A 25,720-nucleotide genomic window follows, 5' to 3' on the forward strand; every position below is an offset into this window, starting at 1 on the left:
CGTCACACGGTCGCGTTGTTCCCCGCCAGACCGGCGAGGTTCGACGGGTTGCGCAGCCCGGCCGGGTCGACCGCCTTCTGCGGGCGCCGGGCACGCAGCTTGGCCAGCAGGCTGCCCTCCGGCCGCTCGGCCAGCGCCGAGGTGAACCGGTCGAGGAAGATCGCCACGATGACGACGGCGAGCCCACCCTCGACGCCGGTCGCGATGTCGAGCTGGGTGACCGCGCTGACCACCGTCGTGCCCAGCCCGTCGGCTCCGGCGAGGCCCGCGACGACCACCATCGACAACGCCAGCATGATCACCTGGTTGACGCCGGCCATGATCGACGGCAGCGCCATCGGCAGCTGCACCTCGCGCAGGATCTGGCGGGGGTGGGCCCCGAAGGCGTGCGCCGCCTCGACGACCTCGCCGTCGACGCCCCGGATGCCCAGCTCGGTGAGCCGTACCGCCGGCGCGATCGAGAACACGATCGTCGCGATGACGCCCGGGACCACGCCGATGCCGAACAGCAGCACCACGGGGATCAGGTAGACGAACGCCGGGACCGTCTGCGCCAGGTCGAGCACCGGTCGCAGGGTCCGGCTCGCCGCGCGGCTGCGCGCGGCCCAGATCCCCAGCGGCACCCCGATGACCACCGCGATCAGCGCCGCGACGAGCACCAGACCGAAGGTCTCCATCGTCTCGGTCCACAGGTCGAACGAGGACACGAGGAGGAAGCCGAGCAGGGTGAACACGGCGAACCCGACCCCGCGCACGAGCAGCGCGAGCGCGACCAGCAGCACCAGCCAGACCCACCACGCCGGGGTGGTGAACACCGCGGTCACGGCCTCGACGACCGCGGTGATCACGACCCCGATGGCGTCGAGCACGACCCCGGCGTTCTGCAGCAGCCAGAGGATGAAGGCCTCGACGTAGCTCCCGAACTCGAACCTGGGCATCAGGCGTTCCTCCCGTCGGCGGTGGCCTCGTCATGGGTCGACAGGGCGGCGAGCACGGCACCCCGCGGGACCACGCCGGTGAGCCGGCCGTCGTCGACCACCGCGAGCGGGACCGGGTTGCGCCCGACCTGGTGCAGCAGGTCGATGAGTGGCCGGTCCGGTTCGGTGGTGCGGTACTCCTCGACCAGCGCGGACCGGTCGATGCCGGTGGCGTTCCGGCCCGCGGCGTGGCCGAGCCAGTCGTCGCGGACGACGCCGAGGATGCGCTGGTCGTCGTCGACGACGTAGGCGCCGGTCGCCTCGGCCTTGCCGAGCCGGACCAGCACGTCCGCCGGCCGCTCGTCGAGGGTGACGGTGATGCGGGCAGCCCGGATCACGTCGGCGGCGGTGAGGACGCGGCTGCGGTCGACGTCGGAGACGAAGTCGGCGACGTAGTCGTCGGCCGGGGACTCCAGGATCTGCGGCCCGGTGCCGACCTGGACCAGCCGGCCGTCCTTGAGCAGCAGGATGCGGTCGCCCAGCAGCATGGCCTCGTTGAGGTCGTGGGTGATGAACACGATCGTCTTCTTGAGGTCCCGCTGCAGGCGGACGAGCAGCTGCTGCATGTCGCGCCGGATCAGCGGGTCCAGCGCGGAGTAGGGCTCGTCCATCAGGAGCACCTCGGTGTCGCTGGCCAGGGCCCGGGCCAGCCCGACGCGTTGCTGCATGCCGCCCGAGAGCTGACCCGGCAGCGCGTCGGCGCGGTCGCCGAGGCCGACCTGCTCCAGCGCCCACTCCGCCTTCTCACGACGGGTGCGGGCGTCGACGCCGCGGATCTGCAGCCCGTACTCGGCGTTCTGCGCGACGGTGCGGTGCGGCAGCAGCGCGAAGTGCTGGAACACCATCGCGATCCGCTCGTTGCGCAGGGTCCGCAGGTCGGCGGCGCCGAGGGAGCCGAGGTCGCGGCCGTCGACGGTGATGCTGCCCGAGGTCGGCTCGATGAGCCGGTTCAGCAGCCGGACCAGGGTCGACTTGCCCGACCCGGACAAGCCCATGATCACGAACAGCTCGCCGTCGGCGATGTCGAAGGACACGTCGTGCACGGCGAGCGTCGCGCCGGTGCGGCGCTGGATCTCCGACCGGCCGATACCCTCGCCGGCCAGCCGGACGGCCTCGTCGGCGGCGCGGCCCTCGCCGAAGACCTTGGTCAGGTTCCGTACCTCGATCATGCTCCCGCTCCCACCCACTGGCGGACGCGGTCCGGGTGCGCGGCCACGTAGTCCCGCGCCACCGCCTCCACGTCCTCGTTGTCCACGTCGACCCGCTGGAGCATCTGCTCGACATCGGCCAGCGGCAGCTCGAACCGGCGCAGCATCGACGCGAACCCGGGGCTGGTGCGCGCCAGGTCCGGGCTCGCCGCGGTCCAGGCCGAGTACGCCGGCATGGCGCAGGCACCGTCGCCGGTGGTGTAGCAGTCCTCGCGCGCCGGGGTCGGCTCCGTCAGCTTGGTCAGCGCGAGCTCCTCGAAGATGTAGTGCGGCCGGTACAGGTAGACCAGGATCGGCTGGCGGCGCTCGTAGGCGCGGCGCAGCTCGGCGATCTGCGCGGCCTCGCTGGAAGTGACCTGCTCCAGGTTCAGCTTGTACCCGGCGAGCCGCTTGGCGTTGTACTCGGTGGTGAGGAAGCTGGGGTCGGAGTCGACGAGCCGGTTGCCCAGGGCGTCGGCGTAGTCGTTCAGCTGGGTCACGCTGGTCAGCCCGGCCAGCGGCTGGCCCGGCGCGACCGCGTAGCTCGGGACGTACCAGCCCTGCTCGGCGCCGGAGTAGGTCGGGTGCACCAGCTCGATCCGGTCCTTCGCCTTCGCGGCCAGCTCGGACTGGTTGGGCATCGCGACCTCGGGCAGGGCGTCGACGTCGCCGCGCTGGGCGCCTGCCCACGCCGTCGCGGGTCCGACCTGGATGGTCTTGAGCCGGCCGACGCCGAGCTCCGGGTGGGTCGCGACGACCTCACCGAGGATGGCGTTCGTCAGCTTCGCCGCGCTCCACGGGAACTGGGCGAGCCGGACGGTCGGACCGTCGGCCCCGGCGGACGCACAGCCGGATGCGGCCACCAGCACCGCGAGCAGCGCGGTGACCAGGCGGACCGTCCTGGTCCGGGGTACGGGAACGGGCGGATCGGCCACGGGGGCACGTCCTCTCGGGGATCGTCGACTCTCCGCGTCCCGATCGGCTCCAGGACACGCGGGCGGGGGTCAACGACAGGCGGACGACCACATCCGGCACAGGTCGACGTGCAGCCGCGACGTCAGCCGGAGGTCGGGAATCACGCGAACGACCCTTCACGACCCTTCCGGACGGCGCAACAGCGGGCACTACGATCGTGACGTGTCTGCGACGTCGCTGCTTGAGCTGGACGGTCTGCGCCACGAGTACTCCGACACCGGCGATCCGGGCGACGGCCGCGCGCCCCTGCTGTTCCTGCACGAGGGACTCGGCTCGGTCGGGCTCTGGCGGGGCTTCCCCGAGCGGATCGCGGCGGAGTCCGGGCGCCGGGCCGTCGCGTACTCCCGGCTCGGGCACGGCCGCTCCGACCGGCCGCGCACCCCGCGGACCACGACGTTCATGGCGACCGAGGCGACGACGACCGTCCCGACCCTGTGCGCGGCCCTCGGCCTGGAGCGTCCGATCCTGGTCGGGCACTCCGACGGCGGCACGATCGCGCTGCTCGCGGCCGCGGCGATGCCGGTGAGCGGGGTGGTCGTGCTCGCCCCGCACGTTCTGACCGAGCCGTTCGCCCTCACCGCGATCCGGGCGGCCCGCACCGCGTTCACCGAGGGTGACCTTCGCACCCGGATGGCCCGCCACCACGACGACCCGGACACCACGCTCCACGGGTGGAACGACATGTGGCTGGCCGAGGAGTTCACCTCCTGGGACGTCCGCGACGCGCTGGCCGGGATCACCGCGCCGGTGCTGGGTCTGCAGGGCGACGACGACCCCTACGGCAGCATCGTGCACGTGCGCGCGGTGGAGGAACGGGCGTCCGGGCCGGTCACGGTGACCGAGCTGCCCTGCGGGCACGCACCCCACCTGGAACTCCCCGACGAGACCACCGCCGCGATCACCAGGTTCCTCCACCCCCTGCCCTGACCCCGTTCCCCCGCGCTCCCGCGTCCGCGCGCGGATTCGCGGTGCGCGCGCGACGCGACGCGCGCGGGGGCCGGTTCCGCGCGCGGACGCGTGATCACGGGGGCGGGGTGGCGGTCCAGGCGGTCCAGCGGGTCGGGGTCAGGGCGACGACCGGGCCCTCGGGGGGACGGGCGGCGTAGGGGGCGTACCGGTCGGCCAGTGCCGCGACGGCTCGGGAGTGCAGGTCGCCGTCGTCGTGGATCGCGGCGGTGGCGTCGAGGCGGACCCACCACAGCCGGGTCCAGTCGTCGTCGTAGTGGTCGGCCAGCAGCGCCACCCGCGGGTCGGCCTCGATGTCGCGCAGCCGCGCGAGCCTGCGGTGCCGTTTGGGCTTGACGTCGTCGACGGCGGACACCACCAGCCCGTCGACCAGGGCGAAGGTGATCGGCACCAGGCGCGGGGTGCCGTCGGTCGCGCGGATCGTCGCGAGCCGCGCCACCCGCGCGCCGGTCAGCAGCGCGCGGGCGGCGGTCTCGTCGAGGGAGGGCACAGCGGTCAGGCCGCGGGGACGGCCACGCGCACGGCGAGCAGCTGCGCCAGGCGGGTGTCGCGGCGCTCGTGCTCGGCGAACCCGGGGGCCGTGCAGAGGAACAGGGTGCGGCCGTCGTCGCCGCCGAGGGCGCAGGCGTACGTGCCGACCTGCCCGGTGGACACCTCGCCGTCGACGAGACCGCCGGGCCGGACCCGGATCGCGCGGTTGCCGATGGCGTCGGCGACCCAGATCGCACCCTCGGCGTCGGGGACGGAGATCCCGTCCGGGGCGACGGTCAGCTCGGCGATGGCGTCGGACGGGTCGTCGGCGGCCGACGGCGGACCGAACAGGGCCCAGTCCCGGCGCGGGCCGAGCGTGCCGTCGTCGCCGATCGCGAAGGCGGACAGCCGGTTGCCGAAGGTCTCGGCGACGACGAGGTCCCCGCCGGTCAGTGCGGGCCCGTTCGCGAAGTGCAACGGCTCGCTCGCGACCGACACGGTGCCGTCGGGCGCCACGCGCAGCAGCGGGGCCGCGGCGCGCGGGGCACCGTTCATCAGGTCGAAGCCGAAGGTTCCCACCCAGAGCCCGCCGCCGCCGTCGACGACCATGTCATTGAGCAGGTGCTCGGTGTGGCCGGACAGGTCGGCGTGGGTGACCAGGGTGCCGTCGGACTCGCGGCGCAGGATCCGCCGGTCGCGCATGGACACCACGAGCAGCCGTCCGTCGGGCAGCCAGCCCAGCCCCGACGGCTGCTGCGGCACCTCGGCCTCGGTGCGCAGGTCCGACCCGTCGGCGCGGGCCGAGAGCACCCGGTAGGTGTAGAAGTCGCTGAGCCAGATCCTCCCGTCGTGCCAGCGTGGGCCCTCGAGGAAGGACATGTCCGACAGCACCGTCGACAGCTCCGCCATGGTGATCAGTCTGGCCTGCCGGGAATCGGGACGCCAGCGCAGTCGTTGACCGTGCAACAACCACCGACCGTGGAGGTCCCGATGCCCGCCGTCTCCGTCGCCGACGTCAGCGCCCTGCCCCGCGTGCCCGTTCCGGGCCCGACCGACCTGGACCGGGGTGTCCGCAGCGTCACCACCGCCCCGCGCGGCTACGAGGGCGAGGGTTTCCCGGTCCGCCGCGCCTTCCAGGGGGTGGACCTGCGCGACCTCGACCCGTTCCTGTACATGGACCAGATGGGCGAGGTCGAGTACGCACCGGGCGAGCCGAAGGGCACCTCCTGGCACCCGCACCGCGGGTTCGAGACCGTCACCTACATCATCGACGGGACCTTCGAGCACGGTGACAGCCACGGCGGCGGCGGGACGATCACCGACGGCGACACCCAGTGGATGACCGCGGGATCGGGCCTGCTGCACATCGAGCGCCCCCCGGAGTCGCTGGTGCGCAGCGGCGGCCTGTTCCACGGTCTGCAGCTGTGGGTGAGCCTGCCGCGCGCGGACAAGTGGCTGCCGCCGAAGTACCAGGACCTGCGCGGCGGCGAGTCCGCGCTGGTCGCCACGCCCGACGGCGGCGCACTGCTGCGGGTGATCGCCGGTGACGTCGCCGGCGTGTCCGGGCCCGGCTCGACGCACACCCCGATGGCGATGGTGCACGCCACCCTCTCCCCCGGCGCGCAGCTGCGGCTGCCCTGGCCGCGGCCGTACAACGCGCTGGTCTACGTGCTGTCCGGGGCGGGCACGGTCGGTGCCGACCGGCGCCCGGTCCGGACCGGTCAGCTCGCGGTCTTCGGGCCCGGGGACCTGATCACCGTCGAGGGCAACACCGCGCAGGAGGCCCGCCACCCGTCGCTGGACGTCGTGGTGCTGGGCGGGCAGCCGATCCGTGAGCCCGTCGCCTGGGCAGGGCCGTTCGTGATGAACACCCGCGAGGAGGTCCAGCAGGCGTTCGAGGACTACCAGCGCGGCCGCCTCGGCGTGGTGCCGTCGGACTACGTGCCGCACGGGTCGCTCCCCGGCTCGTTCAACTGATGGGTTGAATACGAGCCCTCCCCGCGCTACGGTCTGTTCAACCGCGAGGTTGAACGAGGAGGAGACGTGGAGGACCGGCTGAACCGGGTCTTCGCCGCACTGGCGGACCCGATCCGGCGCGACATGGTGGCCCGGCTGGCGACGGCCGACGCGACCGTGAACGAGCTGGCCGAGCCCTACGACGTCTCCGTGCAGGCCGTCTCCAAGCACATCCGGGTACTGGAGGACGCCGGTCTGGTCCGGCGCAGCCGGCAGGCCCAGCGCCGTCCGGTGCACCTGGAGGCGGAGGTCTTCGACCTGATGACGGCCTGGATCGAGCGGTACCGGCGGCAGGTGGAGGAGCGCTACGCGCGCCTCGACGCCCTGCTCGCCGAGGAGACCGCGCCCACCGAGCACGAGGAGACGGCATGAGCACCACCGGCACCCGCGGCACCGCCATCGACACCGTCGAGGACCTGCCCGCCATCCGCGTCACCCGGGAGTTCGACGCACCGCCCGAGCGGGTCTTCCGCGCCCACGTCGAGGTGGACGAGGTGAGACGCTGGCTCGGCCCGCGCAGGCTGCGGATGACCGTGGACCGCTGGGACGCGGTGACCGGCGGCGGCTACCGCTACACCCACGCCGACGACGACGGGGAGTACCGCTTCTTCGGCTCGTTCCACGAGGTCCGGGCCCCGGAGCGGATCGTGCAGACCTTCACCTTCGAGGGCTTCGGCGACAGCGTCTGCCTGGAGACGATGACGCTGACCCCGCTGCCCGGTGACCGGACCCGGCTGGTCGCGGAGTCGCTGTACGACTCCTGGGCGGCCCGGGACGCGATGCTGGCCTCGGGCATGGAGGTCGGGGTGAACGAGGGCTACGAGCGACTCGACGAGCTGCTGGCCTCGCGGTAGGCCGCCGGGGTCAGCCCGGTCGCGCGCTTGAACACCTGCCCGAAGTGCGACGGCCCGCGGAACCCCCACCGCGACCCGATCGCCGCGGCGGGCACGTCGGCCAGCGCGGGGTCGGCCAGGTCGCGCCGGCACATCTCGACCCGCCGCGCGCGGATCCAGGCCGCGGCGCTCGTCCCGGTCCCGGCGAACAGGTTGTGCAGGTGGCGGGCCGAGACGAAGTGCGCGGCGGCGATCCCGGCGGGGGCGAGGTCCGGGTCGCCGAGGTTCGCCTCGACGTGGGCCTTGATCCGGTCCAGCAGGTCGCAGTGCGGGGCGGGTTCGACCCCAGCCACGCTGCGCAGCAGCACCCCGACCAGGTCCACCGCGTGCCGCACCGCGACGGCGGCGTGCGGACCCATGGCGAGCCGGTGCGCGTCGAGGTGGCACAGGGTGTCGCACACGTAGCCGGCCAGGCCGGGACCCGCCTCGAACGCCGTGCCCGCCACCCCGGGGAGCGGCTCACCGCGGGGCTCGACGCGGTCGCGGGGGAACCGCACGCACAGCGCGCGGAACGCCCCGTCCGCGGTGGGCGTGCCCGGACGGGCCGGGTCCAGCAGCGCCCACCGCCCGGGGACCAGCGGCTCGCCGTCGCCGAGCAGGGCGCTGCCCGCGAGTGCCACGACCAGGACGAGACGGTCGTCGCCGGGGGCGGGCAGGTCGCCGGTGACGGTGGCGAACTCGACGCCGTCCGGGCCGGGAGCTGGGCCGGAGTGGGTGGGACGGTCGGCGACGGTCGTCATCGGCGGCTCCTGGTCGTGCTGGTGGCCGCCCCCAGCCTAGTCACGCAGCAGCCGCCTGCGGGCCGCGGCGGGCGTGCACTCCGACGACAGCGGTCTGCGCCCGTCGGCGATGTGCCGCGGCCGCGGCGTTCCTAACGTCTCCGAACGTGGCTCATGTCGAAGGCTCGCACCATGTGACCCTGTCCGTCGCCGGCGCCCAGGAGGACGTCGACTTCCACACGAAGATCCTCGGCATGCGCTTCATCAAGCGCACCGTGCTGTTCGACGGCTCGCTGCCGATCTACCACCTCTACTACTCCAACGCCGACGGCGACCCGTCCAGCGTCGTCACCACGTTCCCGTGGGCGCAGGCCGGCCAGTTCGGCACCCGCGGCACCAACCAGGCCCGCGAGGTGCTGCTGTCGGTGCCGGAGGGCTCACTGGACTTCTGGGCGCAGCGGCTGCGCTCCCACGACATCGAGGTCGCCGACGTCGAGCGGTTCGACCAGCGGCGGCTCGCGTTCGCCCACCCGTCGGGCATCGAGTACCAGTTCGTCGCGAACGCCGCCGACCCGCGCCGCGGCTACGAGGGCAACGGGGTCTCGGCCGAGCACGCGATCCACGGCATCCACGGTGTCGGGGTGCACATGACCACCCCGGACCGGATGGTCGAGTTCGCCGACACCTCGTTCTTCGCCCAGGGCGCCCCTGCCGAGGACGGCGACGTGGTCGGGCTGCGGATCGGCGACGCGAAGGTCGGCAACCACCTGGAGATCACCGTCAACCGCCGCGACGACCAGGGCACCTGGCGCTACGGCGCGGGCACCTACCACCACTTCGCCTGGAACGTGTCCGACCTGGCGAACCAGGACGCGGTGAAGTTCGACATCGAGGGCGCCGGCTACACCGACATCTCCGAGCTCAAGGACCGCAAGTACTTCAAGAGCGTCTACGTCCGCACGCCGAGCGGGGCGCTGTTCGAGCTGGCCGTCACCCACGAGGAGGGCGGCTGGACCTGCGACGAGTCGCCCCACGAGCTCGGCACCCGGTTCCAGCTGCCCGAGCAGTTCGAGGACCGGCGCGAGGAGATCTTCGCCAAGCTGGAACCGATCGAGGGCTGATGACCACCTGGGGGGACCCGGACGCGCCGCTGGTCGTGCTCGCCCTGCACGGGCGGGGCCGCGACCCCGACGACATGCGGGCCACCGCGGCCCGGTTCGGGGACGTGCCCGCCCGGTTCGTCGCGCCGGCGGCACCGGGCGGCAGCTGGTACCCGAAGCCGTTCCTGGAGCCGTTCGACGAGAACCGGGACGCCCTGCTGCGCGCGCTCGACGTCGTCGACGACCGGCTGGCCCGGCTGGCGGACGACGGTGTCGGCCGGGACCGGGTCGTGCTGTGGGGGTTCTCCCAGGGCGCCTGCCTGGCCGCGCACCACCTGCTGGTGCGCGACCCGCGCCCGTGCGCCGGGCTGGTGCTGTTCACCGGCGGCTTCGTCGGGCCGGACCCGGTCCCGGCGCCGCCCGGCGGCTCGCTGGCCCCGACGCCCGCGGTGCTGCGGTCGATCTCGCGCGACCCGTGGGTACCAGCGCACCGCGTGGAGGAGACGGCGTCGCTGCTGGTCGCCGGAGGTGCGCGGGTGGACCTGCGGATCGACGACGGCGACGAGCACGTGATCACCGACGAGGCGTGCGCGGCCGCAGCGGGACTCCTGCACGCGGTCGCTGTCGGGGGTCGCCTCTAGCGTGGGGGTGTGTTCGTCGTCCACGCCCTGCACTCCCCCGCCCGCGGCGTCCTGCTGTGGGCGGAGGACGGCGAGCGCACCCCGCGCACCGACCGGCGGTCGCTGCGCACGGCGCGGCCGCACCCGTTCGCGGTGCCGTCGGACGAGCTGGCCGCGATCCATCCGGGCAAGCCGGCGTCGGTGACGGTGCTGCTGCCCTCGCAGCCGTCGGGCCCGCAGGACTCCCCCGGGTTGGTCCGCTCCCGGCCACGTACCCGGAGCCGGGCCACGCCGACGCTGGCGCCGTGGACGGTGCCGGCGGTGGTCGTCGACCCCTCCGAGCTGACCGACCCCTCCGACGAGGTCCGCTACGGCGCCGGGTTCGCCCATCTCGCCGACCTCGCCCGGCTCGCCGAGGAGCTCGCGGCGCGCGGCCGGGTGCTGCCGGTGCTGCTGACCGAGTCCGGGCGGCCCGCGGCACGCTGGCGCCCGGTCGTCCAGGGTCTCGACGCGGTGGCCCGCGCGGACCTGGTGCGGCGGCTGCCGCCGGTCGCGCGGGCCGAGCAGCGGCGCCCGGGCGATGTCGCCGGGCAGGACCCGGACGCCCTGGTCGACGCCGCGCTGGCCCGGTTCACCGACGCCGCGGTGCGCGAGCGGCTGGGGCGCAGCGCCGCGATGCCGCTCCCGCTGCCCGCCCGCGCGGACGCCCCGGCGGCGTTGCTGCACGCGCTGACCGGGCCGTCGGCCGACCTGCCCGCGACCGGGGCCGGGCTGCAGGCGCTGCGCGAGGCGCTGTCGGTGTGGGAGGACGTCGGTCGCGAGCAGCCCGGCGCCGCCACCGCCCTGTTCCGGCTCGCCGAGGTGTCCACGCTGCACGACCCGGCGGACCCCGGCCCGGACCTCGACGACCAGACCGGTGACGGCACCCGGTGGGAGCTGCACTTCGCGCTGCGCTCCACCGAGGACCCGAGCCTGGTGTTCGACGCGGCCGGGGTGTGGGCCGGCGAGGCCGACGCCCTGGTCGCCGGCGCGCAGGACGTGCTGCTGGCCGAGCTGGGGCGGGCCGCCCAGGTGCTGCCCGGGCTGGTGCCCGCGCTGCGCCGGGCCCGGCCGACCGGCCTCCCGCTCGACGTCGCCGGCGCGCACCGGTTCCTCACCCGGGACGCGCCGGCGCTGCTGGCGGCCGGGTTCGGGGTGGCGCTGCCGCGCGGCTGGGACGGGCGCCGGCCCCTGGGGCTGCGGCTCTCGGCGTCGTCGGCCCCCGCCCCGGGGGTGATCACCCGCGGCGGGCTGGGGCGCGACGAGCTGGCGGAGTTCCGGTGGTCGCTCGCCGTCGGCGACGAGGAGCTGGGCGAGTCCGAGATCGCCGCGCTGGTGGCGGCGAAGGCACCGCTGGTCCGCCTGCGCGGGCGCTGGGTCGCCGTCGACGCCGAGGCGCTGGCGCAGGGGCTGGACTTCCTGCGTCGCCACCGGGACCGGCCGCCCACCGTCGGGGAGGTGCTGGCCGCGGCCCGTGGCGACGCGGACGCCCCGCTGCCGGTGACCGACGTGTCCGCCCGCGGGCACCTCGGGGCGCTGCTGGAGGGCACCGCCGACCGGGCGCTGACGCCGGTGCCGTCCCCGCCGGGGTTCACCGCGACGCTGCGCCCCTACCAGGAGCGCGGGGTGGCGTGGCTGGCGTTCCTGTCGTCGCTGGGGCTGGGGGCCTGCCTGGCCGACGACATGGGGCTGGGCAAGACCGTGCAGCTGCTGGCCCTGGAGGCCCACGACCGCGCCGGTGGGCCGACCGGTGCCCCGACCCTGATCGTGTGCCCGATGTCGATGGTCGGCACCTGGCAGCGGGAGGCCGCGACGTTCGCCCCCGGCCTGCGGGTGCACGCCCACCACGGTGCCGCCCGTCCGCGCGGCGACGCGCTGCACGCCCGGCTCGGCGCGGTGGACCTCGTCGTCACCACCTACGCGACCGCGACCCGGGACGCGGAGGACCTGCGGGCGTGGCGGTTCCACCGGCTCGTCCTCGACGAGGCCCAGATGATCAAGAACGCGCACGCGGCGGCGTCGCGCACGATGCGCTCGTTCGACGCGGGCCACCGGGTCGCGCTGACCGGCACCCCGATGGAGAACCGGTTGGCCGAGCTGTGGTCGGTGATGGACTTCCTCAACCCGGGGGTGCTCGGGGTCCCGGAGGTGTTCCGGCAGCGGTTCGCGGTGCCGATCGAGCGTCACCGCGACGCGGGAACGGCCCGCACGCTGCGCCGGATCACCCGGCCCTACCTGCTCCGGCGGGTCAAGACCGATCCCACGGTGATCGACGACCTGCCGGAGAAGATCGAGATCGTGGCCGACCACCGGCTCACCCGGGAGCAGGCGTCGCTGTACCGGACCGTCGTCGACGACATGATGGAGAAGATCGAGGACAGCGACGGCATCGAGCGCCGCGGCAACGTGCTGGCCGCGATGACCAAGCTCAAACAGGTCTGCAACCACCCCGCCCAGCTGCTGCACGACGGGTCCCCGATCCACCGGGCCGGCGGGCGGCACCGCTCGGGCAAGGTCGCCCGGCTGGAGGAGATCCTGGAGCCGGTGCTCGCCGCCGGGGACCGGGCGCTGCTGTTCACCCAGTACACCGAGTTCGCCGCCATGCTGCGCCCGCACCTGTCGGCGCGGTTCGACACCGAGGTGCTCTACCTGCACGGCGGCATCCCGAAGAAGCGGCGCGACGAGATGGTCGCCCGGTTCCAGTCCGGGGAGGGGCCGCAGCTGTTCCTGCTGTCGCTGCGCGCGGGCGGCACCGGGCTCACGCTCACCGCGGCGAACCACGTGATCCACCTGGACCGGTGGTGGAACCCGGCGGTCGAGGACCAGGCCACCGACCGGGCGTTCCGGATCGGGCAGCGGCGCGCGGTGCAGGTGCGCCGGTTCGTGTGCCCGGGCACGGTCGAGGAGCGGATCGAGGAGCTGGTCACGTCGAAGCGGTCGCTGTCGGACATGGTGGTGACCGGCGGGGAGGACTGGCTGACGTCGCTGTCGACCGCCGAGCTGCGCGAGGTGTTCGCGCTCGGCTCCGACGCGGTGGCCGATCCGGACGAGGACACCGGGGACGACGATGAGTGACCGGCCGTTCTGGGCGCAGGAAGACTTCACCGGTGGGCCACCGCGCCGCGTCGAGGGCGGGATCCGGATCCACGCGACGAGGGGCGCGGTCGCCCGGACCTGGTGGTCGGGGCGGTTCCTGGCCGTGCTGGAGCGGCTCGGCGTCGGTGGGCGGCTCTCGCGTGGCCGCAGCTACGCCCGGTCGGGGCAGATCGTGTCGCTCGACGTCGACGCGGGCGCGGTGGTCGCGCTCGTCCAGGGCACCCGGCCGCAGCCCTACCGGGTCCGGATCGGACTGCGGGTCTGGGACAAGACCGAGTGGCGGCGCGTGGAGGAGGCCCTGGCCGCCGACGCCTGGTACACCGCGGCCCTGCTGGCGGGGACCGTGCCCCCGGAGATCGAGGAGCTGCTCGACGGCCTGGGGCTGTCGCTGTTCCCGGCCGAGGGCGCCGACCTCTCGCAGGACTGCTCGTGCCCGGACCACACGGTGCCGTGCAAGCACCTGGCCGCGGTGTTCTACGTGCTGGCCGAGCGCTGCGACACCGACCCGTTCACCCTGCTCACGCTGCGCGGACGAGACCGAGACGCACTGCTGGAGCGGTTGCGGGCCGAACGCGACCGCACCGACGGCCCGGCCGCACCGGCCGGGCCGGTGCCGCTGGCGGACCTACTGGACCGCTTCTGGGAGGGAGCGGCCGGGTCCGCTCCCCCGCGTCCGCCGGACACCGGGCCGGGCGCGGTGCTGGACCAGGTTCCCGAGCCGCCGCTGCGGGCCGGCGGCGGGCGGCTGACCGACGCGTTGCGGCCGGTGTACGAGGCGCTGGCCCACCCGGACGCGTGAGGAACCGGGTGGGAGCAGCTGTTCGCGCTGCCCACCGCGGAGGCCGACGGGATCCGTGCCCGACGTGACGCACCGCAGACGGGAGGCCGGGATGCGTAGTCCGTGGACGGCCCTGCGCACGTCGCAGGAGCAGATCAGGAACGAGACCGACGAGCGCGCGGAGCTGGTGCAGCTGCGACGGCGCTGCCTGGAGCTGCAGGCGGTGGTGGTCGCCGGGGGGCTCGGCATGGTCACCCTGCTGGGCCGCCCGCTCGGACTGCGGGACGCCTCCGGGGCGACCTGGTCCGGTGCCGTGCTCGTACTGGTGATGGCCCTGCTCGCCGTGTGGCTGGTCGCGCGGGCGATCGGCCGACGGCGGTACGGGACGCACGTGACGCCCGAGCGGGATCGTGCGGAGACCCTTCGCGCACTGCTGCTGCTGCCGCTGTTCCTGGTCGTCGCCGGGGCCGCCCACTGGTGGGTGGGTGGCGACCTCGCCGACACGGGGTTCTACGTCGTAGTGCTCGCCATCGCCATGGGTGCAGGACTGGGGCTGCGTCTGTGGTTGATCCGGAAGCCCGCCCCGGGCGACGACCGAGCCGGAGAAATGTGAGGGCCCGGTCGCCGTGGTCGAGCGACCGGGCCCTCGTCCCGAACTGACGCGCCGCTCCCACCACGAAGCGACACGTGAAACTTAGCCAAGGCTTACCTATTTTGTCAACGGCCTCCACCGGATTCCCCCGGCAGCGTTCCCGAACGACCGACGAGCCGGCCGTGCCGTGCCGTGGCGCGCGAGCAGACCCGAGCCGACGCTCGTGACCTCGCCGTACCCGCCGGGGGCGCCGTGACACCGGGGACGTGGACACCGGGGACGTGGACACCGAGGCCGCAGCACCGGCGGACGCGGCACCCGCACGGACCCCGGAACGCGGGACGGCCCGGCCGCTGTGGTCGATGCGGCCGGGCCGTGTTTCCCGAACTGACGCGCCGCTCCCACCACGAAGCGACGTCCTGAAGTTAGCCTAGGCTTACCTCAAGAGTCAAGAGCGGTGCGCGGATCCGGGAGGCCCTCAGCCGGCGACGGCCCGGGCACGGGCCGGGTCGAGGCGGCCGGTGGACCCGGCGTGGCGCTCGAACCAGATCGTCGTCAGCGGCGGGATGCTGGCGAGCAGCCCGATCACCGTGGTGCGCAGGTCCCAGCGGAACAGCCGCGCGGTCCACAGCGTGACGAGCACGTAGGCGATGAACAGCGCACCGTGGATCGGCCCCATGACCTGCACCCCGACCTCGGTGGTGGCCAGCACCCACTTGACGAACATGCCGATCAGCAGACCGGTCCAGGACAGCGCCTCGGCGATCGCCACGGCACGGAAGACCTTGGCGACGAGGGACGGGTCGTTCATGACGGGGGCTTCCTCCAGTCGGGCGGGACGTCTGGCGTCCACTCTGCCGTAGTCCCCGCCCCACCTTCTACCGGGTGTCGAAATACACGTCCCGCGATGAGATCCGGCGCCGTGGCCGGTCGGAGTGGGCAGGGCCCCCGTCCGTGGGGCGCCGACCCGACCGGAGGTGGCATCCGTGCTCGATCTCGCCCCGACAGCCCGCGCCGTGGCCGACGTCGTCACGGGTGTCCGCGACGACCAGCTCCACGACCCGACCCCGTGCGACGGCATGTCCGTCGCCGCCCTGCTCGACCACCTGCACGGTCTGGCGTGGGCGTTCCGGGTCGCGGCGCAGAAGTCCCCCGAGGCCGCGGGCACCGCGCCCAGCGCCGACGCCGCGCACCTCGTCGCGGACTGGCGCACCGCGATCCCGGCCCGGCTCGACGCGCTGGCGCAGGCCTGGCGCGAGCCGGCCGCCTGGGAGGGGTTCACCGCGGCGGGCGGGCTGGACCTGCCGGCCGACGTCGCCGGGGTCATCGCCCTCGACGAGCTGGTCCTGCACGGCTGGGACCTCGCCGTCGCGACCGGACGCCCGTTCACCCCGGACGACGACGCCGTCGCCGCCGTCCTGGAGTTCACCAGTGCCATGTCCGCACCCGGTCAGGAGGCGTCGCGGGAGGGGTTGTTCGGGCCGGTCGTCGCGGTGCCGGCCGACGCGCCGCCGTTCGACCGGGCGCTGGGCAACAGCGGTCGGGACCCGCGCCGGGGCCGCTGACGCGGGTACGGTCGGCCGGTGTGGTGGCCTCCCCGCACGGCAAGGTCCGCATCGGTGTCGGCTCGGTGGGGCTGCGCACCACCGACCCGGGCTCGGAGTTCGACGAGTTCGTCGACGCCCTCGACCACGCGGGCGTCGACTCGCTGTGGCTGCCCGACCTGGTCTCCGCCCCCGGCGTCGACGCTCTGGTCGGCACCACCTGGGCGGCTGCCCGGACCCGGACGCTCAAGGTCGGCACCGGCGTCACGATCCTGCCCGGCCGCAACCCGATGCTGCTCGCGGCCGAGCTCGCGTCGCTGGCGGTGCTGGCGCCGAAGCGGATCCTGCCGGCGTTCGGCCTGCGCGCGGCGACGCCGTCGGAACGCCAGCTGTTCCCCGTCCCCGGCACCCGGGCCGCGGTGTTCGAGGAGTCCCTGGTGGTGCTGCGCCGGCTGGTGTCCGAGGCGACGGTGACCCACCACGGTCAGTTCTTCACCCTCGACGACGCGTCGGTCGCACCACGCCCGACCCGCCCGCTCGACCTGTGGCTCGGCGGACGTGCCGAGGTCGGGCTGCGCCGGGTCGGCCGGCTCGCCGACGGCTGGCTGGGCAGCTTCCTCACCCCCGACGAGTCCGCCCGCGCCCGCACCGTGATCGAGGCCGCCGCCCGCGACGCGGGCCGGGCGATCGACGACGACCACTACGGCACCAACGTCACCGTCGTACTGCCCGGCGACGGGTCCGACGCCGCCGCCGAGCACGCGCTGCACCGGGCCGCCCAGCAGCGGCCCGACGCCGACCCCGAGCAGCTGGTCGCCCGCGGGTGGGACGGCGCCGCCGAGCAGATCCGCCACCACGTCGAGGGCGGGCTGACCAAGTTCGTGGTGCGCCCCGCCGCCCCGGCGCAGGACTGGGCCCGGTTCCTCGACGAGTTCGTCGCCGAGCTGGGGCCGCTGGAGTCCGGGTGAGGCTTGCTCCTCCCCCGACGGGAGGTCCCACACTGCGACCATGTTGAGCATCGGGGAGTTCGCCCGGATCACCGGCCTCACGGTCAAGGCCCTGCGGCACTACGACGAGCGCGGCCTCATCAGGCCGACCCGGGTCGACCCGTTCACCCGGCACCGGTCCTACGGCAACGGGCAGCTCGCTGACGCCGTGCTCGTCGCAGCCCTGCGCACGGCGGATATGCCCCTGGAACGGATCCGGGCCGCCCTGGCCTCCCCGGCCGACGCCCGCGCGGTGGTGGCCGGGTTCCGCTCCGAGCTGGCCGCGGCCCGAGCCGCACAGGACGCCGCCCTCGCCGCCGCGGAGGTGTTCGTCGACGCGTTCGCCGATCCCGGTCCGGTCGTCGAGCGGGACGTCGACGCCCGGCACTGGGCCGGCGTCGAGCTGAGCGTCCCCGTACCCGACGATCCGGAGACCACCGCCGGGGCCGACGCGGCGCTGTCCCGGGCCGCCGGACGGCTGCGCGCCGAGCTCGAGCACGCCGGGGCGTCGCCGCAGCAGCCGATGTGGACGGCGATGGCCGAGGGCGACGATGGCGCGGCCCTGGTGACGCTGTGCTGGCCGCTCACCGCACCGGCCCCGCGGGGGCTGCTGACGACCGTCGAGGACCTGCCCGTCCGTACCGGGACCCTGCCGAGGCGTCGCGAGCTCGTCGCACGCTGGGATCGGGGGCCGGAGGACGCGACCGGCCACGGACTGCCGCACCCCGCGATGATCGCGTTGATGCACGAGCTGTCCGCCCGCGAGGCCGCAGGGCTGCCCGACCCGCTGGACGGCACCGACACCCTGCGCCAGACCGTGTGGCCCACCGAAGGACCCGACGGCTCCGCGGTCGTGGAACTGGCCCTCACCCTCGTCGCCCACGAGCGCTGACCGGGCCGGCCCGCGGCACGGCTCAGCGCGTCGTCCAGATCCCCCCGTCGACCGGCAGCACCGCGCCGGTCACGTAGGACCCCGCGGCCCCGGCCAGGAACAGCGTCGCCCCGACGACGTCGGACGGCTTCCCCAGGCGCCCGAGCGGGGTGGAGTCGGCGATCTGTTCGCCCGCCGCCTCCAGCGTGGCGCGCATCATCCGTGACGGGAACGGCCCCGGCGCGATGGCGTTCACCGTGATCCCACGCCCGGCGAGGTCACGGGCCAGCACCCGGGTCAGCTGGTGCACCCCGGCCTTGCTGGCCGAGTAGCTGTAGTTCGGCAGCTCCGGCACGCGCAGCCCGTCGATGCTGCCGATGTTGATCACGCGGGCCGGGTCGTCGGCCGATCCGGCGGCCTCCAGCAACGGCAGGAACGCCCGGGTCAGGAAGAACGGCGCCTTCAGGTTGAGGTCGAGCACCTTGTCCCAGGCGTGCGCGGGGAACTCCTCCAGTGGCGCGCCCCAGGTGGCGCCCGCGTTGTTGACCAGCAGGTGCACCCGCTCCTCGCGCGCCCCGACCTCGGCGGCCAGGCGGACGCACTCGTCCTCCGACGACAGGTCCGCGGCGATGCCGGTGCCGCCGATCTCCGCGGCGGTCCCCGCGCAGGCGTCGGCCTTGCGGCTGGACACGAAGACCCGCGCCCCGGCCTCGGCGAGGCCGCCCGCGATCATGCGGCCGATGCCGCTGGTGCCGCCGGTGACCACGGCCACTCTGCCACGGACGTCGAACAGTTCGGTGATCATGACGCACGCTAACCGGGAAGCTGGCACGCTCGCAGCCATGACCCGTTCCCGCGACCGCGACGGCCGGGGCCGTGCCCGCAACGCCCGCCCCCGCGACGCCGCCGGGCGTCCGCTCCCGCACGGCGCCCCCGGCGTCGAGCGGGTGCCCGAGGACCTGGCGCTCTCCCCCGCCGAGACCGTCACCGAGGCCCAGCGCCTGCTCGACTCGGGCCGGCCGTTCCACGCCCACGAGGTCCTGGAGGGCACCTGGAAGGACGCCGACGACGACACCCGCGACCTGTGGCGGGCGCTGGCCCAGCTCGCGGTCGGGCTGACCCACGCCCAGCGCGGCAACGCCCGCGGCGCCGTCGCGCTCCTGCGCCGTGGCGCGGAGGGCGTCCGGCTGTGGCGGGTGCTCGACGTCGCCGTCCCGGCCGGGCTGGACCTCGACGGTCTGGTCGCGCACGCGGACGCCCTCGCCGACGACGTCGAGCGGGACGGCACCGCCGCCGTCACCTCGGCACGGCTCGCCCCGCGGCTGCGGGTCACCCGGCCGGGGGTCTGAGCGCCGGGGAGTCCGACGCCACCCCGCGACGTCCGTGACTCCGGTACGGCCGCGGGGCCACCATGGCGCCGTGCCCATCCCGACCGCGCCCGCCCCGACCGCGCCCTACGGAGCCCGCTGACGGTGCCCACCCGTGCCACGTCCCGGTCCTGGCCGCGTGCGCTGCTGCGCGAGGCCCGGTCGCTGCCCACGCTGCTGCTGCTCGCGCTGATCGCCGTCGTCGGCGTGCCGCTGGTGATCCTGCTGACCCCGGAGAACCACGTCGAGGTGTTCGGCCAGGACGTCGGCGTGGGCGCCAGGGTGCCGCCGCTGACGCTGTCCGGGCCCGCGCAGATCGCCCAGCTCGGCAACGCCGAGTTCGACCTCACGACCGTGCAGGTGTGGGGTCCGATCCGGCCGCGGTTGTCCATCGGGCCGTTGAAGCGGCCCGCCGACAACGGCCCGGTCCTGGGCCCGCACACCGTCGACGGCGCCGGTGACGCGGTCCGCGACATCGGCGAGGGGTTCGTGACCTGGTACCTGTGGGGCGCCACGGGCATCGTGCTGGTCGCGCTGCTGGGCAGCGGGCTGATGGCGACCGCGCGGCTGCTGATGGCGCTGCACCGGACCCGCGCCCGCCGGTACCGGCCGGTGCACTGGGACGACCTGGCCGGGCCGATCGGGCGGATGACCGTCGTCGCGGTGACGGCCTCGGTGCTGCTGTGGGCGGGTGCCGGGGTCGCCGCGCTGCAGGGCACCATGACCGGCCTGGGCCGGGTCACCTCGCTGACCGACCTCGTCGGGGCGGCGACGGTCACCCCGTCACCGGTCGGGCCCGCGGTGACCGGGGTCGCGGGCGCGGTGATCGGGGACTCCCGCGCGGCCCGGATCGGCGGTCCTGCGCTGCGCGGCGAGGACGGCACCGTCACCCCGGAGGACCGCGCCTGCGGGCGCAGCACCGACTCCCTCGCCGCCGAGCTCGCCCGGCTGCGTGGCGAGGACGTCCTCAACCTGGCCTGCGCCGGGGCGGGCGTCGCGGCCGGGCTGCGGGGGCCGCAGCTGCGCGAGGGCGTCACCGTCGACCCGCAGGTCGGGCGGCTCAAGCAGGTCCGGAACCTGCAGTGGGTGGTCGTCGCGGTCGGCCCGAACGACCTGGCCTGGTCGGACTTCCTGCTGTACTGCTACGGCCTCGCCACCTGCGACGACCGGCTCTCCGACGGCGAGTTCGAGTCCCGGCTGGCCGGGTTCGCCCGCGACGTCGGCGCCCTGTTCACCGACCTCGACACGCTGCCGGGCCGCCCGCGGGTGGTGGTCACCCTGTCCTACGACCCGTTCCCGGCCCGGTTCGACCCGACCTGTGCCGACATGCGCGGACCGGCCGGCACCCCGGGCCTGGACCAGGCCAAGCTCGACCTGCTCGCCGAGTGGAACCGCCGTCTCAACGACGTGCTGACCGACGGCGCCGCCCGCTTCGGGTTCGCCACCGCCGCGCCGGCCCTGGCGCCGCTGTGCGCCCCGGACCGCGACCGGATGCCGCCGGACATCATGGGGCTCGCCACCCCGGACCCGTTCCACCCCACCGCGATCGGGTCGCTGCGCATCGCCGCCTCCGCCGCCGCGGCGCTCGCGTCGGCGCGCCCCGGCGGCGGCACGCCCTGACCCAGGCCTGCCGCCGCCGGGGCGGCGGTCAGGCGTCGGCGTCGCGCAGCACCCGCAGGGCGTTGCGGTGCGCGAGCTTGGCCAGGTCGTCGGCGCTCCACCCGCGGTCGGCGAGCGCGTCGAGCAGCCGCGGGTAGGTCGAGACGTCGGAGAGCTCGTCGGGGAGCTCGGAGGTCCCGTCGAAGTCGCCGCCGATGCCGACGTGGTCGATCCCGGCGGCCTCGCGGAGGTGCTCGACGTGGGCGACGACGTCGGCGAGGGTCGCGCGCGGCGCGGGCGGCCCGTCCCAGGTCGCGACGAACCGGTCGCGGGCGCCGAGGTCGCGGTGGTCGACCCCGGCCGCGACCATGGCCTCGCGTAGCCGGGTGTCCCAGCCGGTGACCGCGGCGGAGACGAAGCGGGGCACGAACGTCGCCATGACCACGCCGCCGTTGCCGGGCAGCGCCTCCAGCACGTCCGCGGGCACGTTGCGCGGGTGGTCGGTGACCGCGCGGGCACCGGAGTGGGTGAACAGCACCGGCCGGGTGCTGACGGCGAGGGCCTGGTGCATCGTCGACGGCGCGACGTGTGACAGGTCGACGATCATGCCGATGCGGTTCATCTCGGCGACGACCTCGCGGCCGAACGGCGAGAGCCCGTCGTGGCGGGGCGTGTCGGTGGCCGAGTCGGCCCAGTTGTTGTTCAGGTTGTGGGTCAGGGTGAGGTAGCGGACCCCGAGCCCGCGCAGGACCCGCAGCACGGCGAGCGAGTCGGCGATGCAGTGCCCGCCCTCGGCCCCCATCAGGGAGGCGACCCGCCCGGATCCGACGACGGCGTCGACGTCGTCGGCGGTGTCGGCGGTGTCGGCGAACGCCAGGGCGTCCGGGTGGGCGGCGAGCAGCCGTCGCACCCGGTCGACCTGGTCGAGGACGGCGGTCACCGCCTCGTCGTGGCCCAGCTCGCCCGGCACGTACACCGACCAGAACTGCGCACCGACCCGCCCGGCACGCAGCCGGGGCAGGTCGGTGTGCAGCCGTCGGTCGCCGGCGGCGACGTCCGGCTCGGCGGCCGGGTCACCCCCGGACAACTCGCGCAGGGCCCAGGGGAGGTCGTTGTGGCCGTCGAGGACGAACGTCATGCCCCATCAGTAGCGGATGACGCCGCGGATGTTCTTACCGGCGTGCATGTCCTCGTAGGCGGTGGCGACCTGGTCCAGGGTGTAGGTGGTGGTGACCAGCTCGTCGAGCTTCAGCGCGCCGGCCCGGTAGAGCTCCAGCTGCCGCAGGATGTCCCAGTTCGGGTTGGACATGCCGAACATCGCACCCTGGATGCGCTTCTGGAACAGGGTGACGTCGGCCAGCGACACCGGCAGCGGCTCGGTCGAGTTGATGTCCCCCAGCGCGGTGACGACGACGGTGCCCGCCTTGCGGATCGAGGCCATCGCCTGCCCGATGTGGTCGGGCTTCACGACGCCGACGGTCACGACGGTCTGGTCGGCGCCCTGACCGTTGGTGAACTGCTTCGCGATCTCGGTGGCCTCCTCCATCGTCTCCACCGCGTGCGTGGCGCCGAGCTCCTGGGCCTTCTCCCGCTTCAGCGCGACCGGGTCGACGGCGATGATGTTCGCCGCGCCGGCGTGCGAGGCGCCCTGGACCGCGTTGATGCCGATGCCGCCGATGCCCATGACGATCGTGGTGTGCCCCGGCTGCACGCCGCCGGCGTTGACCGCGGAGCCCCAGCCGGTGCCGACGCCGCAGCCGACCAGGCAGGCGACCTCCAGCGGGATGTCGTCGGGGACCTTCACGCAGGAGTCCTCCGAGACCAGCGTGGTCTCGCAGAAGGTCGAGATGCCGCACATCTGGCCGACCGGGGTGCCGTCGTCGGCGAGCCGCAGGCGGGTGGTGTTCTCCTCCCAGCGGGTGCCGGCGAGCAGCCCCGCGCCGAGGTCGCACAGGTTCTGCATGCCGCTGGCGCACCAGCGACAGTGCCCGCAGGACGGCAGGAACGAGAAGACGACGTGGTCGCCCTCCTTGAGGCCCTTCTTGTTCGCCCCGGCGCGGGTGACGATGCCGGAGCCCTCGTGGCCGCCGGCGAACGGGTAGGTGCCGACCGGGATGTCGCCGGTGGCGATGTGGTCGTCGGAGTGGCACAGGCCCGACGCGACCATCTTCACCTCGATCTCGCCGGCGCGCGGCTCGTCGAGTTCGAGGTCGACGACCTCGTACTTGCCCGGAGCGCTCCGGACGATTGCTCCACGGGTGTGTCCCACGGTGGTTCTCCTCAGACGTCGTCGTCCAACGGGATGCGCACGCGACGATATGAGCCAGGCCACTCCAGGGGAAGTGCCACACGCAGATCGCGGGACACCATTCACCTGTAGATCGTGTCGCTAACGGGGCATCCGCCGCCAGACGGCGCGGGGCAGCAGCCGCAGCCCGAGGAACAGCAGCCGCAGCGTGCCGGGCACCCAGACGTCGGCGTTGCCCCGACCGCGGCGGACCGCGCGCACCGTGGCGTCGGCGACCTGCGCGGGCGTCGACGACAGCGGCGCCGGGCTCATGCCCTCGGTCATCCGGCCGACGACGAACCCCGGGCGGATCAGCACCAGCCGCACCCCGGTGCCGTGCAACGCGTCGGCCAGGCCGGAGGCGAACCCGTCGAGCCCGGCCTTGGCGCTGCCGTAGACGTAGTTGGCGCGCCGCACCCGGACCCCGGCCACCGAGGAGTAGACGACCAGCGTCCCGCTCCCCTGCGCGCGCAGCACCTGGGCCAGCTCGGTGAGCAGGTGGACCTGGGCGAGGTAGTCGGTGTGCACGATCGCGGCGGCGTGCGCGGCGTCGGTCTCGGCGCGGGCCTGGTCGCCGAGAATCCCGAACGCGACGACGGCGACGTCGATCCGCCCGTGCCGGGCGGTCACCTCGTCGAGCAGCGGGCGGTGGCGGGCGAGGTCGTCGGCGTCGAAGGCGACGGTGTCCACCGCGGCGCCCGCGGCCCGCACCCGGGCCGTCTCGGTGGTCAGCTCGTCGGGGCGGCGCGCGGCCAGCACGACCGTGTCGGTGTCCCCGGCGGCGAGCCGTTCGGCGACCTCCAGCCCGATCTCGCTGCGACCACCCAGGACCAGGACCGTGCGTTCCGAACCACCCACACGGTGCAGCCTCCCACCCGGTGGCGGAGCGTCGTCGCCGTGGGGTCGGACGGGGAGACCCACTCGACCGAGGGTGGTGTGGGTCCGCTCACACCGGCCCGGGTGGGGATGGGCGGGGACGGCGCCGTCGTTGTGTGCTGTCACGGGGCGTGCCCGCCGCGCTCCGGGAAGGGGACCGTCGTGGACCTCCTGCTGCACCACGGGCTGACCGCGTTCGGGCAGTTCGTGTCGTGGGCCGAGCTCGTCGGACAGATCGGCGCCATCGCCGTGGTCTTCCTGGCGCGCCGGCGCAGCCTCGCGACCTGGCCGGTGCAGATGGCGGCCTGCGTGCTGCTGTTCACCGTCTACGCCTCGGCGCACCTGGGCGGGCTCGCGTTCCGGCAGGTCATCGTGCTGGCCATCTCGGTGTTCGGGCTCGTCGCGTGGCTGCGCAGGCGCGACCCGGTCTACGGGCTCGCGGTGCGCCAGGCGAGCACCGCCCAGCGGCTCGGGCTGGCCGGGCTGCTCGTCGGCGGCACCGTCGTCATGGCGCTGGTGCTCGACGCGCTCGATGCCAGCTGGGCGCCCTGGCCGGACGCCGCGATCTTCGTCGGCACCGCGGTCGCGTTCCTCGCCCAGGCTCTGCGGTTCGTCGAGTTCTGGGTGATCTGGCTGCTGGTCGACGCCGTCGGCGTGCCGTTGCAGCTGGCCTCGGGGCTGTGGTTCTCCGCCGCGGTCTACGTCGTGTTCGCCGGGCTGGTCGTGCACGGCTGGTGGAGCTGGGCGCGGACCCGGCGCACCGTGGCGGCCGCGCAGCGGGAGCCGTCGCGGGCGGTCTGAGCCGCCGCGGGATACTGCCCGGATGAGCACGTCCCCCGTCCGCCGCGCCGCCGTCCTGGGTTCCCCGATCGCCCATTCGCTGTCCCCGGCGCTGCACAACGCCGCCTACACCGCACTCGGGCTGACCGGCTGGCACTACGACCGGTACGAGGTCGACGAGGCGGGCCTGGCCGGGTTCGTCGCCGGGCTCGGCCCGGAGTGGGCCGGACTGTCGCTGACGATGCCGCTCAAGCGGGTGCTGCTCGACGTCGCCGACCACGTCGCGCCGGGGGCGGCCGCGATCGGGGCCGGCAACACCCTGGTCTTCGAGGGCACCGGCGCGACGGCGCACAACACCGACGTCACCGGGATCGCGCGCTCGCTGCGCGCCGCGGGTGCCGGCGGCGGGCGCGCCGTCGTGCTCGGGGCGGGCGGGACCGCGCAGGCCGCCGTCGCCGCGCTGCACGACATGGAGGTCGACGCCGTCGACGTGCTGGTCCGCGACGCCGGGCGGGCCTCCGCGCTGCGCGGGACCGCCGAGCGGCTCGGCACCGAGGTGACGGTGCACGCGGTGCTGACCGACCCGCCCGCCGCGGCGCGGCTGCTCGAGGGGGCCGACGCGGTCGTCTCCACGCTCCCGGCGGGGGCGGCCGACGCCCTGGCCGGCGCCCGCTGGCGGCCGGGGACCGTGCTGCTCGACGCGGTCTACGCGCCGTGGCCGACGGTCGTCGCGGGCGGCGCGGCGGCGGCCGGCGCGCGGATCGTCTCCGGTCTGGAGATGCTGCTGCAGCAGGCGGTCGCGCAGGTCGAGCTCATGACCGGGCGCCCCGGCCCGGAGGCCGCCATGCGCGAGGCCCTCGACGCGGCCGTGCTCGCCCGCAGCTGAGGCCCCGGTCCGACGGGCCCCACCCGCGCCCCGCTCCGGGACCGGGCGCCCGACGACGCTCGGCGAGCGGAGCGCCGCGGGCGCGACGACCATGG

Annotated in this window: 27 protein-coding genes; 16 read left to right on the forward strand and 11 right to left on the reverse strand. The window is 74.7% G+C overall.

The window, feature by feature from the left end:
- Positions 1-2: 2 nt before the first annotated feature.
- The 3 genes from KPL59_RS28890 to KPL59_RS28900 are packed head-to-tail and all read right to left on the reverse strand — an operon-like array spanning position 3 to position 3,099.
- Entirely contained in the window at positions 3-938 is a 936-nt protein-coding gene (locus tag KPL59_RS28890) for a proline/glycine betaine ABC transporter permease (protein ID WP_075306742.1), read from the reverse strand.
- Positions 938-2,146 carry a glycine betaine/L-proline ABC transporter ATP-binding protein gene (locus KPL59_RS28895; protein ID WP_226353253.1) on the reverse strand — a complete coding sequence of 403 codons (1,209 nt, stop codon included), beginning with the start codon at positions 2,144-2,146 and terminating at the stop codon, positions 938-940. Before KPL59_RS28895 ends, KPL59_RS28890 begins: the two co-directional genes overlap by 1 nt.
- Entirely contained in the window at positions 2,143-3,099 is a 957-nt protein-coding gene (locus KPL59_RS28900; RefSeq protein WP_226362646.1) for a glycine betaine ABC transporter substrate-binding protein, read from the reverse strand. The genes KPL59_RS28895 and KPL59_RS28900 overlap by 4 nt, the downstream gene beginning before the upstream one ends.
- A 202-nt stretch (positions 3,100-3,301) precedes the next feature.
- On the opposite strand from KPL59_RS28900, the gene KPL59_RS28905 reads away from it, so the two are divergent.
- Entirely contained in the window at positions 3,302-4,066 is a 765-nt protein-coding gene (locus KPL59_RS28905) for an alpha/beta fold hydrolase (RefSeq protein WP_226362647.1), read from the forward strand.
- 94 nt (positions 4,067-4,160) lie between these two features.
- On the opposite strand, the gene KPL59_RS28910 is transcribed toward KPL59_RS28905, so the two are convergent.
- Positions 4,161-4,595 (reverse strand): TIGR03668 family PPOX class F420-dependent oxidoreductase, encoded by a 435-nt coding sequence (locus KPL59_RS28910; RefSeq protein ID WP_020624668.1) that lies wholly within the window; start codon positions 4,593-4,595, stop codon positions 4,161-4,163.
- 5 nt (positions 4,596-4,600) lie between these two features.
- Entirely contained in the window at positions 4,601-5,485 is an 885-nt protein-coding gene (locus tag KPL59_RS28915; RefSeq protein WP_226362648.1) for an SMP-30/gluconolactonase/LRE family protein, read from the reverse strand.
- Between the two features lie 81 nt (positions 5,486-5,566).
- Here KPL59_RS28915 and KPL59_RS28920 point away from each other — a divergent pair, with 81 nt between their 5' ends.
- The 3 genes from KPL59_RS28920 (at position 5,567) to KPL59_RS28930 (ending at position 7,446) form a co-directional block, all read left to right on the forward strand.
- Positions 5,567-6,553 (forward strand): pirin family protein, encoded by a 987-nt coding sequence (locus tag KPL59_RS28920; protein WP_226362649.1) that lies wholly within the window; start codon positions 5,567-5,569, stop codon positions 6,551-6,553.
- Between the two features lie 66 nt (positions 6,554-6,619).
- Positions 6,620-6,964, forward strand: coding sequence for a helix-turn-helix transcriptional regulator (locus KPL59_RS28925; protein WP_075306748.1), 345 nt, complete (start codon positions 6,620-6,622; stop codon positions 6,962-6,964).
- Positions 6,961-7,446 (forward strand): SRPBCC family protein, encoded by a 486-nt coding sequence (locus tag KPL59_RS28930; RefSeq protein WP_226362650.1) that lies wholly within the window; start codon positions 6,961-6,963, stop codon positions 7,444-7,446. The genes KPL59_RS28925 and KPL59_RS28930 overlap by 4 nt, the downstream gene beginning before the upstream one ends.
- On the opposite strand, the gene KPL59_RS28935 is transcribed toward KPL59_RS28930, so the two are convergent.
- Positions 7,410-8,225: a helix-turn-helix domain-containing protein gene (locus tag KPL59_RS28935; RefSeq protein WP_226353247.1), complete on the reverse strand. Its 816-nt coding sequence runs from the start codon at positions 8,223-8,225 to the stop codon at positions 7,410-7,412. The genes KPL59_RS28930 and KPL59_RS28935 overlap by 37 nt on opposite strands.
- 173 nt (positions 8,226-8,398) lie before the next feature.
- Between KPL59_RS28935 and KPL59_RS28940 the strand changes: the two genes are divergently transcribed.
- From KPL59_RS28940 to KPL59_RS28960, 5 genes are all read left to right on the forward strand, one after another.
- On the forward strand, positions 8,399-9,325 hold the full coding sequence (locus KPL59_RS28940; RefSeq protein ID WP_226362651.1) for a VOC family protein: 927 nt from the start codon (positions 8,399-8,401) through the stop codon (positions 9,323-9,325).
- Complete coding sequence (locus tag KPL59_RS28945; protein ID WP_226362652.1) at positions 9,325-9,945, forward strand: alpha/beta hydrolase; 621 nt, start codon at positions 9,325-9,327, stop codon at positions 9,943-9,945. The genes KPL59_RS28940 and KPL59_RS28945 overlap by 1 nt, the downstream gene beginning before the upstream one ends.
- Before the next feature lie 9 nt (positions 9,946-9,954).
- Positions 9,955-13,038 (forward strand): DEAD/DEAH box helicase, encoded by a 3,084-nt coding sequence (locus KPL59_RS28950; protein ID WP_226362653.1) that lies wholly within the window; start codon positions 9,955-9,957, stop codon positions 13,036-13,038.
- Complete coding sequence (locus KPL59_RS28955) at positions 13,031-13,858, forward strand: SWIM zinc finger family protein (RefSeq protein ID WP_226362654.1); 828 nt, start codon at positions 13,031-13,033, stop codon at positions 13,856-13,858. Before KPL59_RS28950 ends, KPL59_RS28955 begins: the two co-directional genes overlap by 8 nt.
- Before the next feature lie 91 nt (positions 13,859-13,949).
- Positions 13,950-14,450, forward strand: coding sequence for a hypothetical protein (locus tag KPL59_RS28960; RefSeq protein WP_226362655.1), 501 nt, complete (start codon positions 13,950-13,952; stop codon positions 14,448-14,450).
- 457 nt (positions 14,451-14,907) lie between these two features.
- Here KPL59_RS28960 and KPL59_RS28965 read toward each other — a convergent pair whose 3' ends face one another.
- A complete protein-coding gene (locus tag KPL59_RS28965) occupies positions 14,908-15,240 on the reverse strand; it encodes a DUF3817 domain-containing protein (protein WP_060712041.1) in 333 nt (110 codons plus the stop codon).
- Between the two features lie 175 nt (positions 15,241-15,415).
- Here KPL59_RS28965 and KPL59_RS28970 point away from each other — a divergent pair, with 175 nt between their 5' ends.
- Genes KPL59_RS28970 through KPL59_RS28980 form a run of 3 tightly spaced genes read left to right on the forward strand, consistent with a single transcriptional unit; the run spans position 15,416 to position 17,851 of the window.
- Complete coding sequence (locus tag KPL59_RS28970) at positions 15,416-15,994, forward strand: TIGR03086 family metal-binding protein (protein ID WP_308187971.1); 579 nt, start codon at positions 15,416-15,418, stop codon at positions 15,992-15,994.
- A 20-nt stretch (positions 15,995-16,014) separates the two neighbouring features.
- A complete protein-coding gene (locus tag KPL59_RS28975) occupies positions 16,015-16,941 on the forward strand; it encodes a TIGR03854 family LLM class F420-dependent oxidoreductase (protein ID WP_226353241.1) in 927 nt (308 codons plus the stop codon).
- 40 nt (positions 16,942-16,981) lie between these two features.
- A complete protein-coding gene (locus KPL59_RS28980; RefSeq protein WP_226353240.1) occupies positions 16,982-17,851 on the forward strand; it encodes a MerR family transcriptional regulator in 870 nt (289 codons plus the stop codon).
- Between the two features lie 22 nt (positions 17,852-17,873).
- Here the strand turns inward: KPL59_RS28980 and KPL59_RS28985 are convergent, their stop codons facing one another.
- The gene (locus KPL59_RS28985; RefSeq protein ID WP_255677801.1) at positions 17,874-18,635 is read right to left on the reverse strand and encodes an SDR family oxidoreductase; all 762 of its coding nucleotides are present in this window, start codon (positions 18,633-18,635) and stop codon (positions 17,874-17,876) included.
- A gap of 37 nt (positions 18,636-18,672) precedes the next feature.
- Here KPL59_RS28985 and KPL59_RS28990 point away from each other — a divergent pair, with 37 nt between their 5' ends.
- Both KPL59_RS28990 and KPL59_RS37215 read left to right on the forward strand, forming a co-directional pair.
- Complete coding sequence (locus tag KPL59_RS28990; protein WP_226362656.1) at positions 18,673-19,179, forward strand: DUF309 domain-containing protein; 507 nt, start codon at positions 18,673-18,675, stop codon at positions 19,177-19,179.
- A 123-nt stretch (positions 19,180-19,302) separates the two neighbouring features.
- On the forward strand, positions 19,303-20,817 hold the full coding sequence (locus tag KPL59_RS37215) for a GDSL-type esterase/lipase family protein (protein WP_226362657.1): 1,515 nt from the start codon (positions 19,303-19,305) through the stop codon (positions 20,815-20,817).
- A 28-nt stretch (positions 20,818-20,845) separates the two neighbouring features.
- On the opposite strand, the gene KPL59_RS29000 is transcribed toward KPL59_RS37215, so the two are convergent.
- From KPL59_RS29000 to KPL59_RS29010, 3 genes are all read right to left on the reverse strand, one after another.
- The gene (locus KPL59_RS29000; protein ID WP_226362658.1) at positions 20,846-21,934 is read right to left on the reverse strand and encodes a dipeptidase; all 1,089 of its coding nucleotides are present in this window, start codon (positions 21,932-21,934) and stop codon (positions 20,846-20,848) included.
- 6 nt (positions 21,935-21,940) lie between these two features.
- Entirely contained in the window at positions 21,941-23,065 is a 1,125-nt protein-coding gene (locus tag KPL59_RS29005) for an NDMA-dependent alcohol dehydrogenase (protein ID WP_020626236.1), read from the reverse strand.
- 120 nt (positions 23,066-23,185) lie between these two features.
- Complete coding sequence (locus KPL59_RS29010; RefSeq protein ID WP_226362659.1) at positions 23,186-23,941, reverse strand: SDR family NAD(P)-dependent oxidoreductase; 756 nt, start codon at positions 23,939-23,941, stop codon at positions 23,186-23,188.
- Positions 23,942-24,121: 180 nt separating this feature from the next.
- Between KPL59_RS29010 and KPL59_RS29015 the strand changes: the two genes are divergently transcribed.
- Entirely contained in the window at positions 24,122-24,760 is a 639-nt protein-coding gene (locus KPL59_RS29015) for a nicotinamide mononucleotide transporter family protein (protein WP_226362660.1), read from the forward strand.
- A 22-nt stretch (positions 24,761-24,782) separates the two neighbouring features.
- Positions 24,783-25,625: a shikimate dehydrogenase gene (locus tag KPL59_RS29020; protein WP_226362661.1), complete on the forward strand. Its 843-nt coding sequence runs from the start codon at positions 24,783-24,785 to the stop codon at positions 25,623-25,625.
- Positions 25,626-25,720 lie beyond the last annotated feature (95 nt).

Source organism: Pseudonocardia sp. ICBG1142, from assembly GCF_020496255.1.
Classification (GTDB): domain Bacteria; phylum Actinomycetota; class Actinomycetes; order Mycobacteriales; family Pseudonocardiaceae; genus Pseudonocardia.

Excerpts from the sequence above, each read along its gene's own strand:
- KPL59_RS28890 (WP_075306742.1), bottom strand. The coding sequence starts at position 938 with ATGCCCAGGTTCGAGTTCGGGAGCTACGTCGAGGCCTTCATCCTCTGG.
- KPL59_RS28895 (WP_226353253.1), bottom strand. The coding sequence starts at position 2,146 with ATGATCGAGGTACGGAACCTGACCAAGGTCTTCGGCGAGGGCCGCGCC.
- KPL59_RS28915 (WP_226362648.1), bottom strand. The coding sequence starts at position 5,485 with ATGGCGGAGCTGTCGACGGTGCTGTCGGACATGTCCTTCCTCGAGGGC.
- KPL59_RS28920 (WP_226362649.1), top strand. The coding sequence starts at position 5,567 with ATGCCCGCCGTCTCCGTCGCCGACGTCAGCGCCCTGCCCCGCGTGCCC.
- KPL59_RS28930 (WP_226362650.1), top strand. The coding sequence starts at position 6,961 with ATGAGCACCACCGGCACCCGCGGCACCGCCATCGACACCGTCGAGGAC.
- KPL59_RS28935 (WP_226353247.1), bottom strand. The coding sequence starts at position 8,225 with ATGACGACCGTCGCCGACCGTCCCACCCACTCCGGCCCAGCTCCCGGC.
- KPL59_RS28945 (WP_226362652.1), top strand. The coding sequence starts at position 9,325 with ATGACCACCTGGGGGGACCCGGACGCGCCGCTGGTCGTGCTCGCCCTG.
- KPL59_RS28955 (WP_226362654.1), top strand. The coding sequence starts at position 13,031 with ATGAGTGACCGGCCGTTCTGGGCGCAGGAAGACTTCACCGGTGGGCCA.
- KPL59_RS28960 (WP_226362655.1), top strand. The coding sequence starts at position 13,950 with ATGCGTAGTCCGTGGACGGCCCTGCGCACGTCGCAGGAGCAGATCAGG.
- KPL59_RS28965 (WP_060712041.1), bottom strand. The coding sequence starts at position 15,240 with ATGAACGACCCGTCCCTCGTCGCCAAGGTCTTCCGTGCCGTGGCGATC.
- KPL59_RS28980 (WP_226353240.1), top strand. The coding sequence starts at position 16,982 with ATGTTGAGCATCGGGGAGTTCGCCCGGATCACCGGCCTCACGGTCAAG.
- KPL59_RS28985 (WP_255677801.1), bottom strand. The coding sequence starts at position 18,635 with ATGATCACCGAACTGTTCGACGTCCGTGGCAGAGTGGCCGTGGTCACC.
- KPL59_RS28990 (WP_226362656.1), top strand. The coding sequence starts at position 18,673 with ATGACCCGTTCCCGCGACCGCGACGGCCGGGGCCGTGCCCGCAACGCC.
- KPL59_RS29000 (WP_226362658.1), bottom strand. The coding sequence starts at position 21,934 with ATGACGTTCGTCCTCGACGGCCACAACGACCTCCCCTGGGCCCTGCGC.
- KPL59_RS29020 (WP_226362661.1), top strand. The coding sequence starts at position 24,783 with ATGAGCACGTCCCCCGTCCGCCGCGCCGCCGTCCTGGGTTCCCCGATC.